Annotated in this window: 13 protein-coding genes; 5 read left to right on the top strand and 8 right to left on the bottom strand. The window is 65.0% G+C overall.

Going from position 1 to position 14,906, the window contains the following annotated elements:
- Window positions 1–93: 93 nt before the first annotated feature.
- Complete coding sequence (gene radA, locus NE850_RS20115; protein WP_007181410.1) at window positions 94–1,470, bottom strand: DNA repair protein RadA; 1,377 nt, start codon at window positions 1,468–1,470, stop codon at window positions 94–96.
- A 107-nt stretch (window positions 1,471–1,577) separates the two neighbouring features.
- Window positions 1,578–2,648: an alanine racemase gene (gene alr, locus NE850_RS20120; RefSeq protein WP_007181409.1), complete on the bottom strand. Its 1,071-nt coding sequence runs from the start codon at window positions 2,646–2,648 to the stop codon at window positions 1,578–1,580.
- Between the two features lie 218 nt (window positions 2,649–2,866).
- Here alr and lplT point away from each other — a divergent pair, with 218 nt between their 5' ends.
- Both lplT and thiD read left to right on the top strand, forming a co-directional pair.
- The gene (gene lplT / locus NE850_RS20125) at window positions 2,867–4,174 is read left to right on the top strand and encodes a lysophospholipid transporter LplT (protein WP_007181408.1); all 1,308 of its coding nucleotides are present in this window, start codon (window positions 2,867–2,869) and stop codon (window positions 4,172–4,174) included.
- 58 nt (window positions 4,175–4,232) lie between these two features.
- A complete protein-coding gene (thiD, locus tag NE850_RS20130) occupies window positions 4,233–5,039 on the top strand; it encodes a bifunctional hydroxymethylpyrimidine kinase/phosphomethylpyrimidine kinase (protein ID WP_310699298.1) in 807 nt (268 codons plus the stop codon).
- A gap of 59 nt (window positions 5,040–5,098) precedes the next feature.
- Here thiD and NE850_RS20135 read toward each other — a convergent pair whose 3' ends face one another.
- The 4 genes from NE850_RS20135 to tsaB are packed head-to-tail and all read right to left on the bottom strand — an operon-like array spanning window position 5,099 to window position 8,637.
- A complete protein-coding gene (locus NE850_RS20135; RefSeq protein WP_007181406.1) occupies window positions 5,099–6,169 on the bottom strand; it encodes a DUF1853 family protein in 1,071 nt (356 codons plus the stop codon).
- Window positions 6,169–7,338, bottom strand: coding sequence for a uracil-DNA glycosylase family protein (locus tag NE850_RS20140; RefSeq protein WP_310699299.1), 1,170 nt, complete (start codon window positions 7,336–7,338; stop codon window positions 6,169–6,171). Before NE850_RS20140 ends, NE850_RS20135 begins: the two co-directional genes overlap by 1 nt.
- Window positions 7,325–7,819 (bottom strand): ribosomal protein S18-alanine N-acetyltransferase, encoded by a 495-nt coding sequence (gene rimI, locus NE850_RS20145; RefSeq protein WP_007181404.1) that lies wholly within the window; start codon window positions 7,817–7,819, stop codon window positions 7,325–7,327. Before rimI ends, NE850_RS20140 begins: the two co-directional genes overlap by 14 nt.
- Window positions 7,816–8,637 (bottom strand): tRNA (adenosine(37)-N6)-threonylcarbamoyltransferase complex dimerization subunit type 1 TsaB, encoded by an 822-nt coding sequence (gene tsaB / locus NE850_RS20150; RefSeq protein ID WP_035518558.1) that lies wholly within the window; start codon window positions 8,635–8,637, stop codon window positions 7,816–7,818. Before tsaB ends, rimI begins: the two co-directional genes overlap by 4 nt.
- Before the next feature lie 234 nt (window positions 8,638–8,871).
- Between tsaB and NE850_RS20155 the strand changes: the two genes are divergently transcribed.
- The 3 genes from NE850_RS20155 (at window position 8,872) to aceA (ending at window position 13,023) form a co-directional block, all read left to right on the top strand.
- Window positions 8,872–9,141 (top strand): acyl-CoA-binding protein, encoded by a 270-nt coding sequence (locus NE850_RS20155; RefSeq protein WP_007181402.1) that lies wholly within the window; start codon window positions 8,872–8,874, stop codon window positions 9,139–9,141.
- A gap of 454 nt (window positions 9,142–9,595) precedes the next feature.
- Window positions 9,596–11,215 carry a DEAD/DEAH box helicase gene (locus tag NE850_RS20160; RefSeq protein WP_007181401.1) on the top strand — a complete coding sequence of 540 codons (1,620 nt, stop codon included), beginning with the start codon at window positions 9,596–9,598 and terminating at the stop codon, window positions 11,213–11,215.
- Window positions 11,216–11,718: 503 nt separating this feature from the next.
- Complete coding sequence (gene aceA, locus NE850_RS20165; RefSeq protein ID WP_007181400.1) at window positions 11,719–13,023, top strand: isocitrate lyase; 1,305 nt, start codon at window positions 11,719–11,721, stop codon at window positions 13,021–13,023.
- A 253-nt stretch (window positions 13,024–13,276) separates the two neighbouring features.
- Here aceA and NE850_RS20170 read toward each other — a convergent pair whose 3' ends face one another.
- The gene (locus NE850_RS20170; RefSeq protein ID WP_007181399.1) at window positions 13,277–13,711 is read right to left on the bottom strand and encodes a universal stress protein; all 435 of its coding nucleotides are present in this window, start codon (window positions 13,709–13,711) and stop codon (window positions 13,277–13,279) included.
- 190 nt (window positions 13,712–13,901) lie between these two features.
- The gene (locus NE850_RS20175) at window positions 13,902–14,804 is read right to left on the bottom strand and encodes a LysR family transcriptional regulator (protein WP_035518035.1); all 903 of its coding nucleotides are present in this window, start codon (window positions 14,802–14,804) and stop codon (window positions 13,902–13,904) included.
- Window positions 14,805–14,906: the final 102 nt, after the last annotated feature.

Consider the following 14,906-nt stretch of genomic DNA (forward strand, 5'->3'; position numbering starts at 1 on the left):
GGAAAAAGGAATGTCGGGTAGGTTACAGCCAATATGGAGATATTTACCGGCCATTACGGAACGGCGGGCGCCCCGAAACGCCCGAAGCCCCGTCTATTCGAGCGTGCGGACCCGGTCGATGGCCTGTTCGATCCGCTCGACCGCAACGACCTGTAAGCCTTCTATCGGCTGCTTTGGCGCATTGGCCTTGGGAATCACCGCGACGGAAAAGCCCAGTTTGGCGGCTTCCTTCAAACGTTCCTGACCGCGCGGCGACGGCCGGATTTCGCCGGCGAGGCCCACTTCTCCGAACACCACCAGGCCCTTGGGCAGCGGCTTGTTGCGCATGGACGAATGGATCGCGAGCAGCACGGCCAAGTCGGCAGCGGGCTCGGTAATCTTCACCCCACCCACGGCGTTCAGGAACACGTCCTGATCGAAACAGGCGATGCCGGCGTGACGATGCAGCACCGCCAGCAGCATCGCGAGCCGGTTCTGTTCCAGACCGACCGCGAGGCGCCGCGGATTCGGCGCGTTGGCGGCGTCCACGAGCGCCTGCACTTCGACCAGCAGCGGCCGCGTGCCCTCCTGCGTCACCAGCACGCAGGAACCCGGCACCGACTGCTCGTGCTGCGACAGAAACAGCGCCGACGGATTGGCCACGCCGCGCAAGCCGCGCTCGGTCATGGCGAACACGCCGAGTTCGTTGACCGCGCCGAAGCGGTTCTTGATCGCGCGCACCAGACGGTACGACGAATGCGTGTCGCCCTCGAAGTACAACACCGTGTCGACGATGTGTTCGAGCACGCGCGGCCCCGCCAGCGCGCCTTCCTTGGTCACGTGGCCGACCATGATGATGGTGGTGCCCGACTGCTTGGCGATCCGTGTAAGCTGCGCGGCGCACTCGCGCACCTGGGCGACCGAGCCCGGCGCGGAAGTCAGCGCGTCGGAATAGACCGTCTGGATCGAGTCGATCACCGCGACATCGGGTCGCTGTTCGGCGATCGTCGCCTGGATTTTTTCCAGCTGGATTTCCGCCAGCAGTTGCAGCTCGCTCGCCTTCGAGCCCGGCTCCAGCAACGAAAGTCGTTGCGCGCGCAACGCAATCTGCGCAGCGGATTCTTCGCCGCTGATATAGAGCGCGCGTTTGTCGGCGGCGATTTCCGCGAGCGATTGCAGCAACAGCGTCGATTTGCCGATGCCCGGATCGCCGCCGATCAGCACCACGCCGCCCGGCACCAGACCGCCGCCCAGCACGCGGTCGAACTCGCTCACGCCGGTGGTGAAGCGCGGTATGTCGGACGCTTCGATATCGGCGAGACGGCGCACCGGCGCGCTCTTCGCGAGCGACTGGAAACGATGCGTGGAAGGCGCTTCCGCCACCGACTCGACCAGCGTGTTCCACGCATTGCACGAGGGGCACTGGCCGGCCCATTTCGGCGATTGCCCGCCGCATTCACTACAGATGTACACCGTCTTGGGTTTAGCCACGCGCTTGTTGCCTGAATTGCTGTTGTTTGGATTGACACATTGAGACGCTCGATGGGCGACCCGTTGGCCGCCGTGCCGCACTGCCCTTGGCCCCTTTAACCGCGCCCTTACTCCGCGCGCACCGGCACGCGCGGTGCCACGGCGCACATCAGCTCATAGCCGATGGTGCCGCAGGCCTGCGCGACGTCGTCGATCGGCAGCGCGTTGCCCCACAGTTCGACGCGCGAGCCGACGTTGGCGGTTGGAATCGGCGTCAGGTCCACGGTGAGCATGTCCATCGAGACGCGCCCGACGATCCGCGTGCGCACGCCCTCGACGATCACCGGCGTGCCTTCCGGCGCGACGCGCGGATAGCCGTCCGCGTAGCCGCACGCCACCACGCCGATGCGCATCGAGCCGCGCGCCTTGAACGACGAACCGTAGCCGACCGTATGGCCTTCGTTGAGCGTTTGCACGGCGATCAGTTCCGAGGCGAACGTCATGGCCGGTTGCAACCCCGTGCCTTCGATCGCCGCCGTCACGCCGGACGGCGACGCGCCGTACATGATGATGCCCGGACGCACCCAGTCGAAGTGCGTGGCAGGATGCCACAGCGTAGCCGCCGAATTGGCCAGGCTGCGCGCGCCGGCAATGCCCTGCGCGCCACGCTCGAACGCCTCCACCTGGTAGTCGACGCCGCGGTCGCCGTCGGCGTCCGAGAAATGGGTCATCAAGGTGATCTGGCCGACGCCTTGGGCAGCGCGCGCCCGCTCCCACGCGGCGCGGAATTTCTCCGGCGTATAGCCGAGGCGGTTCATGCCGGTGTTCATCTTCAACTGGATGTTGACCGGTTTTGACAGGCGCGCCATTTCGAGCATGCGCAACTGTTCGTCCGAATGAAGCGCGGTGGTCAGGCTGTAGCGGTCGATCACGTCGATATCGGTCGGGCGGAAAAAGCCTTCAAGCAGAAGAATGGGCCCGGCCCAGCCCAATTCACGCAACTTCACGGCTTCTTCCAGGTCCAGCAACCCGAAGCCGTCGGTTGCGCGCAGGCCCGGAAAAACACGTGCAAGGCCGTGCCCGTATGCATTGGCCTTGACGACGGCCCATATTTTGGATTTCGGCGCGTAACGCCGGGCGACGGCGAGATTATTGGCGAGGGCGGAGGTGTGAATCGTGGCTGAAAGGGGGCGCGGCATGGGATATTTTCGTAAAGACGCTTGCGAATCAGCGGCTTACCGGGCGTTTTCGGCGCTCGGCAGCCCGCTGGGCGGTGCGATCAAGGATTTTGCTAGTCCGAATCCAGCTATTTTCGTGATATAAAGCCGTGCGCACAACCCATTTCGAACGGCATAAGCCCGGACGCTCAACCAGCGGCCGGGGCGGACAGACCGCAGCGAGGACAGCATCGCATCAGATGAAAAAAGGTTTTTACACCATCATGGCCGCGCAGTTTTTTTCGTCGCTGGCCGACAATGCGCTTCTGATCGCCGCTATCGCACTGCTGAAAGATCTTCACGCCCCGAACTGGATGACGCCGCTGCTCAAGTTGTTCTTTGTGCTGTCGTATGTCGTACTTGCAGCCTTCGTGGGCGCCTTCGCCGACTCCCGTCCGAAAGGACGCGTGATGTTCGTCACCAACACCATCAAGGTGGTCGGCTGCATTACCATGCTGGTCGGCGCGCATCCGTTGATTGCGTACGGCATTGTGGGTTTCGGTGCGGCGGCCTATTCACCCGCCAAGTACGGCATTCTCACCGAGCTGCTGCCGCCTGACCGGCTGGTCGCCGCGAACGGCTGGATCGAAGGCACCACCGTCGGCTCGATCATTCTCGGCACCGTGCTCGGCGGAGCGCTGATCAGCCCGCACATCGCCGCGCCGATCCTGCGGCAGCACATTCCCACCGTCAACACACCCGCCGAGGCGGCGATGCTGGTCATCATGGCCATCTACGTCATTGCCGCGCTGTTCAATCTGCGTATTCCCGACACTGGTGCGCGCTATCCGAAACAGGAGCGCGGCCCGATCAAACTCGTCACCGATTTCGCCGACTGTTTTCTCGTGCTGTGGCGCGACAAGCTCGGCCAGATTTCGCTCGCCGTCACCACCCTGTTCTGGGGCGCCGGCGCGACGCTGCAATTCATCGTGCTGAAGTGGGCCGAGGTGTCGCTCAACATGTCGCTCTCCGAGGCGGCGATCCTGCAGGCGGTGGTCGCCGTGGGCGTGGCGGCCGGCGCGATTTTCGCGGCTTCGCGCGTGCCGTTGAAGAAGTCGCTTTCGGTGTTGCCGGTCGGCATCATGATGGGCATCGCCGTGATGCTGATGGCCTTCTACACGCGCGACCTGTTCCCCGCCCACTGGGGTCTCTATTTCGGCCGCATGCATGTGCCGGGCTATCTGATCGTCGCGTATATATTCCTGATGATCGTCGGCGGCCTGTCGGGCTTTTTCGTCGTGCCGATGAACGCGCTGCTGCAGCATCGCGGGCACGTGCTGCTGTCGGCGGGTCATTCGATCGCCGTGCAGAACTTCAACGAAAACCTGTCCGTGCTCGTCATGCTGTGCCTGTACGCCGTGCTCGTGTGGCTGGACGTGCCGGTCACGGCGGTGATCGTGCTGTTCGGCACGTTCGTCTGCGTGATGATGTGGTTCGTCATGCGGCGTCACCAGGCCAATCAGCGCGCATTCGACTCGGTCGCGCTGATCGGCGAAGTCAAGCACTGATCCGCGGCGGGTTTCCGCTCGCGTCGAAGCCCGCGCCTTCTTTCTTCCTCGCTTTGCCATGACTCAACCGATTCCCAATGTGCTGACCATCGCCGGTTCCGATTCCGGCGGCGGCGCCGGCATTCAGGCCGACCTGAAGGCTTTCTCGGCGCTCGGCGCCTATGGAGCGAGCGTCATCACCGCGCTCACCGCGCAGAACACGCGCGGCGTCACCGCGATTCACACGCCGGACCCCGGCTTCGTCACCGCGCAGCTCGACGCGGTGTTCGACGACATCCGCATCGACGCGGTGAAGATCGGCATGCTGGCGAACGCGCCGATCGCCCGCGCGGTGGCCGACGCGCTGCGCCGGCACAAGCCGAAGCACGTCGTGCTCGACACGGTGATGATTTCGAAGAGCAACCATGCGTTGCTGCTGCCGGACGCGGTCGCGGCGGTGCGCGACGAATTGCTGCCGCTCGCCGATCTGCTCACGCCCAACCTGCCGGAAGCCGCCGCACTGCTCGGCGTGCAAGCCGCAACCGACGAAGCCGGCATGGTCGAGCAAGGCGAAGCGCTGCGTGCGCTCGGCGCCCGCGCGGTGCTGATGAAAGGCGGCCATCTGAGCGCGGCGGACAGTCCGGACTGGCTGGTGCAGGAGAGCGGCGCGCTGCGTCTGGGCGGCCCGCGTGTGCCGGTGAAAAATACGCACGGGACGGGCTGCACGCTGTCGTCGGCGATCGCGGCGCTGATTCCGCAACGTAGCGATCTGGCGAGCGCCGTCGCCGATGCGAAGCAGTATCTGACCGGCGCGCTGCAAGCGAGCGATCGGCTCGACGTCGGTAGCGGCGTCGGGCCGGTGCATCATTTCTATCGGTGGTGGTGAGGGGCGTCGGGGCTGACGGGCTGGGTCGGCCGTCTTATGCAGCGTTTTTTTAACCGCTGCTACTGCTGCGCGTAGTTCCGGGCCTGCTCCGGCCACTCGTCCGGCACGATAAAGCCGCGCGAGCGCTCGATCAGGTTGCCCGCGCTGTCCTCGGCGAACGCGGCGACCATCGCCGGGCCGGGCTGATGCGACGTTTGGCCGGCGAGCGTTGGCGCATCGACGAAACTCAAGCCCGCGCTTTGCGCCTCATCGGCTGAATGCCGCTGCGGCGCGAGCCATTCCAGCCGCGGCAGGGTGCGCCACTTCTGCGTAGCAGCGGCCGCGAACGCCAGCCAGTCGCTGCGCGTGACCCACCAGCCACGGCCATGCGCCGGATCGAGTTCGACAGGATCGGACGGCGTTTCGCCGTGCCGGTAAAACAGCCAGCCTTTGATGAACATCTGCGGCGTCCACGGCCCCGGATAGCCGACCGAGGCAAACTCCTCACGTGCGCTCAACGGCAGTTGATGAGCCAGCACATGGGCAAGCTTGAGGTCGAAACGGTCTTTCAGGTTCGGGCCGACGTAGTTGGATAACTGAGCGAGTGACGACGTGGGTGACGGCGTGGATGGCGACCCGGATGACTGAGCGGACAACGGCGCAATCGACTGCCCCCGCTCTTCGCCTGCATGCAGATAGCACTTGACGGCCAGTTCCCAATGCAGCCGCGCGCCCCGCTGCGTCTGGACCAGAAAATCGCATTCGCCGAGCGTGACGCCCGCACGCCGCAACGGCACGCCCGCGGCCACCAGCCGCGCCGCCGGTCCGTGCTGGAGGAACCAGCCGAGCAGCCGTTCGGCGTAGCGGCCGAGTCGCGTGATGCGCGTCGCCGCGAGGTCGTGATGCAGGGGCTCGGGTGCGGCGTCGAGCGCGCGCAGCCAGTCGACGGTCGCCTGCGCTTCCTGCTGCGTCTCAAAGGGATTCGCCAGCACGCCCACCGGTGGTTGCGGGCGCAACAAATCGGCACTCAGCAGCAACCATGCGAGAGCGCGCACGGAAGGATCATGCAAGCTGTCGAGCAGCGTGGCGCGGCTCGCGGCATCGATGCCGGGCGCGCCGGACGAACCGGCCGCCGCGCCCCCGGCAGTCATCACTTCGACGCGTTCGACGGCGCACCGCACGCCGCACGCCACGTGTCGCGCGCGAGGCACAGATCGGCCCAGGCTTTCGCCTTGTCGGGCAGGCTGCGCAGCAGATACGCCGGGTGGTACGTCACGATCACGGGCACCCCTTCGTATTCGTGCACGCGGCCTCGCAGCGACGAAATGCTCGCGTCGGTTTTCAGCAGGCTTTGCGCCGCAAAGCGGCCCAGCGCGACGATCAGCTTCGGCTTGACCAGCGCCACCTGACGTTGCAGATACGGCTCGCAACGCGCGACTTCGTCCGGTTCGGGATTGCGGTTGCCGGGCGGCCGGCATTTGATCACGTTCGCGATATAGACGTTGGTGTCGCGCGCGAGCGTCAGCGAACGCAGCATGTTGTCGAGCAGCTTGCCGGCCTGGCCGACGAACGGCTCGCCCAGACGGTCTTCGTTCTCACCCGGCGCTTCGCCGATCAGCATCCAGTCGGCACCGCGATCGCCGACGCCGAACACCGTGCTCCTGCGCTTCTCGCACAGACGGCACAGCCGGCAGGCGGCGACGCGCTCGCTCAGCGCGTCCCAGTCGAGGGTGTGGATTGCTGGGGCTGGGGGGGCTGCGTCGGGTGCGTCTGCCGGCGCGTGGGTCGGCAGGTCGTCGAACCATGCGAAATCGTCTTCCGGTGGGGCGTCGAATGCCGGCGGCTCGGGTGTTCGGGATGGTTGCTGCGGTTGCTTGGGCTGACGCGTTTCGGCGGGCGTTTGTGCCCGGCCTGGCTCCGCCTGCGCCGCATCCTGTGCAGGCAGCGCGTGGCGTTCGCTCTGTGCCGGCGCGGCATCGGCCCGTCGTGCATCGCCTGCTCGCAGCGCGGGCGGCGCAGTTTCCTGCGTGCGCACTGCCGCCGACGCACTCTCCCGCGAGCGCGCGGCGGGCGGCGCAGTTTCCTCTGCAAGCGCAGAGGCCGGCGTGGCTTCCTGCGAGTGCGCGCGCGCGGCGGGCGGCAACCCGCGCACATCGTCACGGCTCGTACCCTGGCCGGCCGTGTCGCCAACGCCCTGCGCGGCTCCGGCTCCGCCTTCGGCCTGTGCTTCAGCAGCCGCTTGCGAGGCCGCCGCCAACCCGCGACGCACCCACAGCGGCGCGAGTCCGAACTCTTCCAGTACCAATTCATGCAGCGCCATCTGCGCCCTCCGTGGCAAACGAGAAACGCATGACGATGGCGTCCTCCCGGCTGCGATGTCGCGCCGGATAATAGTTTTTGCGCCGGCCGATCGACGTAAAGCCGAAGCGCTCATACAACCGGATCGCCCGATGATTCGACGGCCGCACTTCCAGCAACAGGCCCTCGAGTTTTTCGGCGCGGGTAATGCGCACCGCTTCGCGCAGCAGCGCGAGCCCGGCACCGGCGCCTTGCGCAGCCGGCGTCACGCACAGATTGAGCAGATGCATTTCGTCGACGACCGGCATCAACACGCAATAGCCGATCAGCGTGCCCGTGACATGGCGAAGGCAGACGCCGAAGTAACCGTTGCGCAGCGAGTCGCCGAAATTGCCTCGGCTCCAGGGAAACTCGTAGGCGATCTTTTCGATGGCGGCGACTTCGTCCAGATCGCCTTCGGTCATCGGCGACATGTACCGGTCCGCGAGCAACACGCCACTCATTGCCGGCCCTCGCCGTGAGGGACATCGTGCGCGATTCTGGCGGCTTTTTCGGCTTTTTCGGCTTTCTCTGCGACGCGCTCGGCTGTGGTCTGGGCGACCTTGTCGCGCACGTACTCCGGCGCGGCCTGATCGGCGGGTACCGTGCGGCCGGCGCGAAACGCGCGCAGCGCGGCGTGGGCGAGCGGCACGGCGTGCGGCAACGCTTCGCCATCGACGCTGTGCGCCGCGGCGAGCGCGGGCAGTCGCGCGCCGAAGGCCGCGGCGGCGTTGCCCGCCAGCGTGAACGGAACGCCGGGCAACACGAGCCCGTCCGGCGCATCGAGCGAAGCCCGCTGGACGGTGCGCCATTCGCTTTGCGCTTCGTCCCAGGCGTAGTCGGCCCAATAAACTTCGTCCATGCGGGCGTCGAGCGCGGCAAGCACGCGCGCGGCCGACGGATCGCGCATACGCGCGCTTTCGGCACACGCGAGCAGCGTGCTGATCGGTACGACCGGCAGGTTCAGGCCGAATGCGAGGCCTTGGGCGACGCCGGTCGCCGTACGCAGGCCAGTGAACGAGCCGGGACCGGAGCCGAACGAGATAGCGTCGCAGTCCGCCAGTTTCAGGCCGGCTTCGTCGAACAGTTCGCGAATGGCGGGAAGCAGACGCGTGCTGGACACCGCGCCAGTTTGCTCGTGGCGCACCCAGACGCGCGGTTCGGTGCGTAGCGGCCCGGAGGCGGCAGGCGCGGCGCCAGTTGCATGGCCAGCGGCCGACAGCAGTGCCACCGAGCAGAATTCGGTTGAAGTATCGAGGGCGAGGAGCACAGTTTCAGTCATGGACCGTATTGTAATCGGCACTGCGCGCGCGAATGTGGTTTGGCTTGCGGCGTGGATGGTTTGCATGGTTTGGCTTGCGCCTCTAGATAGTCCGGATTTTCCCCTCGGGTGATCCGGCTCCGCGCCAAGCCCTGCAGCCGGTGTTTGGAATAAGCCCTCAGCCCCGCGGCGGCATGCAGTTGTTATGATCGTCAGCCGACCTCAACCCCGACCCCGCCCAGCGGGCAAACCAAAATGACCGACATCAATACCCAGTTCGCCCAGGCTCAGGAAGATGTGAAACAACTGCCGGAACGCCCGGGCAATCTCACGCTGCTGCGTCTGTACGCCCTCTTCAAGCAGGCTAGCGAAGGCGATGTTCAGGGCGACAAGCCGGGTTTCACCGACATCGTCGGCAAATACAAGTACGACGCGTGGGCCGCGCTCAAAGGCACCGCGCAGGACGCCGCGAAGCAGCAATACGTCGACCTGGTCGAATCGCTAAAGAGCGGCGCGTCGGCCTGAAGCGGCTCCGAAGCGGTAACTGGCGGCCCGATCGGCGATCGGACCGCCCTTCAGCCGGCCGCCGTTGCAATTTTTCTGCCAGGAAACTTCCTAACAGTGGCGCGGTGCAGCAAAACCCTATACAATGCTGCCTGCGCTTCACTGCTTTGCCCGGCTTTCTCCTAGCGGCCTTTGCGGCGCAGCGCCTCGTAGCGTTTAGCTCCAATCCAGTTTAGAACCTGTCCCCTCCTGCCTAGCCCCCTACGGGCGATCATGTCCCAGGCTGGCGGCACGCCGTGTTGGCATGTCGCATCCGATACAGCTTCTAACGAAAAGCTCGCCTTCATTGTCGCGAGCTGCCCCCGTTTTTCGATTTGCTCGCTGCTTCTTTGCTCGCTGAATCCGACGACTTGGGTATGCCGATTGGCGCCGACGTTTTAATTCCGTGTGTACCAAGGATTTACCAAGGATTCTCATGACTTCGAGCAATACCCCCAGCAGCCCGTTGAACGCCATCGCCGACCAGGCACTCGGTCTCGCAAGCAGTGACGCAGCACCCGCCCAAGCCGCAGCCGTCGCTGCCGCTCCGGAAGCCGTCGTCGCCGAAGCCGCGGCACCGGCCGGCCCGTCGTTCGCGTCGCTCGGTCTGTCCGCGGACGTCGTCTCCGCGCTGACCGCCGCTGGCTATCAGAACCCCACGCCGGTTCAGCAACGCGCGATTCCCGCCGGTATCGCCGGCCGCGACCTGATGGTCTCGAGCCCGACCGGTTCGGGCAAGACCGCCGCTTTCATGCTGCCCGCCATCGAGCGTTTCTCGCAACTGCAAAAGGCGCAAGCCGGCCAGCCGCGTGAGCCGCGCCCGGCCGACGGCGCCCGCACGCGCCGTCCGCAGCCGGTTGCCCGTCCGACCATGCTGGTTCTGACGCCGACCCGCGAACTCGCCATGCAGGTCACCACCGCCGCCGCCACCTACGGCAAGCACCTGAAGCGTCTGCGCACCGTCAGCATTCTCGGCGGCGTCGCGTACGGCCAGCAATTGATGCTGCTCGCGAAGAACCCGGAAATCCTGGTTGCCACGCCGGGCCGTCTGATCGACCACCTGGAACGCGGCCGCATCGATCTGTCGCAACTGCAGATCCTCGTGCTCGACGAAGCCGACCGCATGCTCGACATGGGCTTTATCGAAGACATCGAAACGATCGTTGCCGCTACGCCGGCTACGCGTCAAACCATGCTGTTCTCGGCCACGCTCGACGGCAAGATCACTTCGCTGACCGGTCGTCTGCTGAAGGATCCGGAGCGTATCGAGATCGTTCAGCGTCTGGAACAGCGCACCAATATCGCGCAAACCGTCCATTACGTCGACGACCGCGATCACAAGGATCGTCTGCTCGACCATCTGCTGCGTGACGAAGGCCTCGACCAGGCAATCGTCTTCACGGCAACCAAGATGGACGCCGACCAGTTGGCCGGCCGTTTGGCCGACGCCGGTTTCGAATCGGCCGCCTTGCATGGCGATTTGCCGCAGGGCGCGCGTAACCGCACGATCCGCGCGCTGCGCGAGCGCCGCGTGCGCGTGCTGGTGGCGACGGACGTCGCCGCTCGCGGCATCGACATCCCCGGCATCACGCACGTGTTCAACTACGACCTGCCGAAGTTCGCCGAAGACTACGTGCACCGCATCGGCCGTACCGGTCGTGCCGGCCGCTCGGGTATCGCGGTGAGCCTCGTGCATCACGCGGAACAGGGCGCGTTGAAGCGCATCGAGCGCTTCGTGCGCGCCCCGCTGGCGGTCAATGTGGTCGAAGGCTTCGAGCCGCGCAAGTCGGCTCCGTCGGGTAACGGCCGTCCTGGCTTTGGCGGCCGCGGCCGTCCGGGCGGTGGCAACGGCGGTGGCCGTCGCTTCGGTAGCGGCTCGGGCAAGCCGGCCGGCAACGGCGGCGCTTCGCGCAGCGGCAGCGGCAACGGCGGCGGCTGGGCCGGCAAGTCGGCCGGCGGCGGTTCGCGTGAAGGCGGCTTCGGCGGCGGTTCGCGCGATGGCGGCTACGGCGCTCGCCGTAGCGACGGCCCGCGTACGGCGCGTCGCGGCAGCTAAGTACTGGACTGTGGGCGCACGCTGCTTCAGGCTTTCGGGCCGTTGCAGTGCCCAGCAAGTACTCAGTGGGCTTGAAACATTACCCGAACAGCTTCGCGCTGTTCGTCGGCAGGAAGAAACCGGTGCTTACGCGCCGGTTTTTTTTCGCCGGTCGCCCTGACAAATTTCACGATGTGGAAAATTTTTTTGCGTCGTAAAAAATCGTGCTGCACGGCACAAGACGACCTATTGCAAGATGGGAAAAGTCGTTTCTTGATGTGAAACGCACACTATAAGTCACTGATTATAAATAAGAATAAATATTCAAAAAACATCTCTTAGCGACTGTTGTGTGCCCCTCGATTTGCCTAGACTCTTATATAAGACTTCACGAAACGGAACACCCAATCAGGCCGACCGCGTCGACGAAGACCGCAAGTTTGCATGGAACCAGAGTGAGCGTTGAAGCGCCCACTCTGGTCGACAGAGTTACTTATTCATTACAGGCAACCAAGGAGCAAATCATGTCCCGTCAAGAACAAGCCAAACAACTTCAGCAGCAATGGGAAACGGATCCGCGCTGGAAAGGCGTGAAGCGCAGCTACACGGCGGAAGACGTGATCCGCCTGCGCGGTTCGGTGCAGGTCGAGCACACGCTCGCCAAGCGCGGTGCGCAAAAGCTGTGGGAAAGCGTGAACAACGAGCCGTTCGTCAACTCGCTTGGCGCGCTGACCGGCAATCAGGCCATGCAACAGGTCAAGGCCGGTCTCAAGGCGATCTATCTGTCGGGCTGGCAAGTCGCCGGCGACGCGAACGTGGCGGGTGAAATGTACCCGGACCAGTCGCTGTATCCGGCGAACTCGGTGCCGCTCGTCGTGAAGCGCATCAACAACACGCTGACGCGCGCTGACCAGATTCAGTGGTCGGAAGGCAAGAACCCGGGCGACGAAGGCTATATCGACTACTTCGCGCCGATCGTGGCGGACGCGGAAGCCGGCTTCGGCGGCGTGCTGAACGCGTTCGAACTGATGAAGGCGATGATCGAAGCGGGCGCTGCCGGCGTGCACTTCGAAGACCAGCTCGCTTCGGTGAAGAAGTGCGGCCACATGGGCGGCAAGGTGCTCGTGCCGACTCGCGAAAACATCGCCAAGCTGACCGCCGCGCGTCTGGCCGCCGACGTCTCGGGCGTGCCGACCGTGCTGCTGGCTCGTACCGATGCGGAAGCCGCCGACCTGATCACCTCGGACATCGACGAAAACGACAAGCCGTTCCTGACCGGCGAGCGCACGGTGGAAGGCTTCTACCGCACGAAGCCGGGTCTCGAACAGGCGATCTCGCGTGGCCTCGCCTACGCGCCGTACGCCGACATGATCTGGTGCGAAACCGGCAAGCCGGACCTCGAGTTCGCGAAGAAATTCGCCGACGCGATCCACAAGGAATATCCGGATCAACTGCTGTCGTACAACTGCTCGCCGTCGTTCAACTGGAAGAAGAATCTCGACGATGCAACGATCGCCAAGTTCCAGCGCGAACTCGGTGCGATGGGCTACAAGTTCCAGTTCATCACGCTGGCAGGCTTCCACGCGCTGAACTACTCGATGTTCAACCTCGCGCACGGTTATGCCCGCAACCAGATGACCGCCTTCGTCGAAATGCAGCAGGCTGAATTCGCTGCGGCCGAAAAGGGCTTCACCGCGGTCAAGCACCAGCGCGAAGTCGGCACCGGCTACTTCGACGCCGTGACGCAAACGGTCGAACGCGAAGCATCGACGACCGCACTGCACGGCTCGACGGAAGACGAACAGTTCTTCGACAAGCGGGTCGCGTAAGCAACCCCGCGGTCTGAACGAAGCAACAAAGGGCAACAAGGCAGACAGACGGACCAGCAGCCTTCGTCAGAAAGGCGCCGTCACAGGGAGGAGCAAGCCGTCGGCGCATGAGTCGATCAGCGCCGACGGCTGGAATCTGGGAGAGACAGCAGCAGAGACAAAGCCAGCGCAACGAATTGTGCGGCGAACACGGCGCGCGCCGGCCTCACCGCCGGCGCGTTTTCTTATCGGCTCCAATTTTGTCGGCTTCAATTCAGCGATACACGATCACTGGAATCTTCGTATGCGTGAGCACCCGCTGCGTTTCGCTGCCGATCAGCAGGCTGCCCAGACCGCGGCGCCCGTGCGACGCCATGAAGATCACGTCGCAGCCACCCTGCTCCGCCGCTTCGATAATGCCGAGATACGGCGCCGGGTGCACGCTGGTCCGGCTATGGACCGGAACGCCGACACGGCGCGCCGCCGTTTCCACTTCACGCAGATGCACACGCGCTTCGCGTTCGCTGCGCAGCAGGAATTCGGAGGGCGGCTCGACCACCACGTCGGAGAACGGCGAGTACGGGTATTGCGGCAGACATGCATAAGCGGTCACGCGCGCGTTGACGGCTTGCGCGAGATCGATGGCGCCGTCGATTGCTTTGCGTGACAGGTCTGAACCGTCGGTCGGAACCAGAATGTGCCTGAACATGATGTCCTCCGTCGCCGGCTGCGCGCAGCGCGGCGTCAGCGTCCAACGAGGCTCGGCGTACAAGCCGCTTCAATCGATTGTAGGTCGCGGAATCGGGCCTATGGATCTGCCGAGGGTCTGTCCGCATATCGGAAACCCCTCGTTCGCGGCGGCGCGATCGCCGGGCAAGGTCGCGCGGCGCCGGCCGACGTCAGCCCCAGTAGCCGGGATGTCCATAGGTATGCTTGAGAAAGTCCAGAAACAGTCTCACTCGCAGCGGCAGATGGCGACGCTGCGGAAACACCGCATGAATGCCGATGGGAGGCGCGGCGAATTCGTCGAGCACGCTGACGAGCCGCCCGGCCGCGATGTCCGTACCGACCTCCCACCACGAGCGCCACGCGAGACCGTAGCCTTCGAGGCACCAGTCGTGCAGCACCGCGCCGTCCGAGCATTCCATCGTGCCGGACACCTTGATCGAGACCACCTTGTCGTCCTGCTGGAACATCCAGCCGCGCTGCTGGTTGGCGCTCGCGCCGAGCGCGAGACAGTTGTGATGCGCAAGGTCGGCGAGACTGTGCGGCGCGGCGCGCCGGCTCAGATACGTCGGCGACGCGACGCAGACCCGGCGGTTCTCGCCGAGCTTGAGCGACACCAGCGACGAATCCGGCAATTCGCCGAGACGCACGGCGCAGTCGAAACCCTCGTTGACCAGATCGACGAGCCGGTCGGACAGGTCGAGCGTGATCGACACGTCCGGATGCGCGACCGTGAACGCCGGCACCAGCGGCGCAACGTGCCGCCGTCCGAAGCCCGCGGGCGCGGAGAGCCGCAGATGGCCGCTCGCCTTGACGCCGCCCGCCGACACGCTGGCTTCCGCGTTCTGCATCTCGTGAATGATGCGCTGGCAGTCCTCGAGAAAGGCCGAGCCTTCGAAGGTCAGTGTGAGCTTGCGTGTGGTGCGCACCAGCAATTTGACGCCGAGACGCTCTTCGAGCGCGTCGATGCGTCGCCCGATGATGGCCGGCGCCACGCCTTCGGCCGAGGCCGCAGCGGACAGGCTGCCTTTGGCTGCGACGGTCACGAAAGTCTCGATCTGCTTGAAACGGTCCATAAGCGATTGGAGCCGCGCCGTCCCAAGGCAAATGACCTTGAAAGACCGCGCGGGAAGGTGGATGGTGCGCGTCAGATTAGGTGCATGAAAGTAAAAGATCAA

Origin of the sequence: Paraburkholderia sp. USG1 (assembly GCF_031570135.1) — a bacterium.
Classification (GTDB): Bacteria; Pseudomonadota; Gammaproteobacteria; order Burkholderiales; family Burkholderiaceae; genus Paraburkholderia; species Paraburkholderia dioscoreae.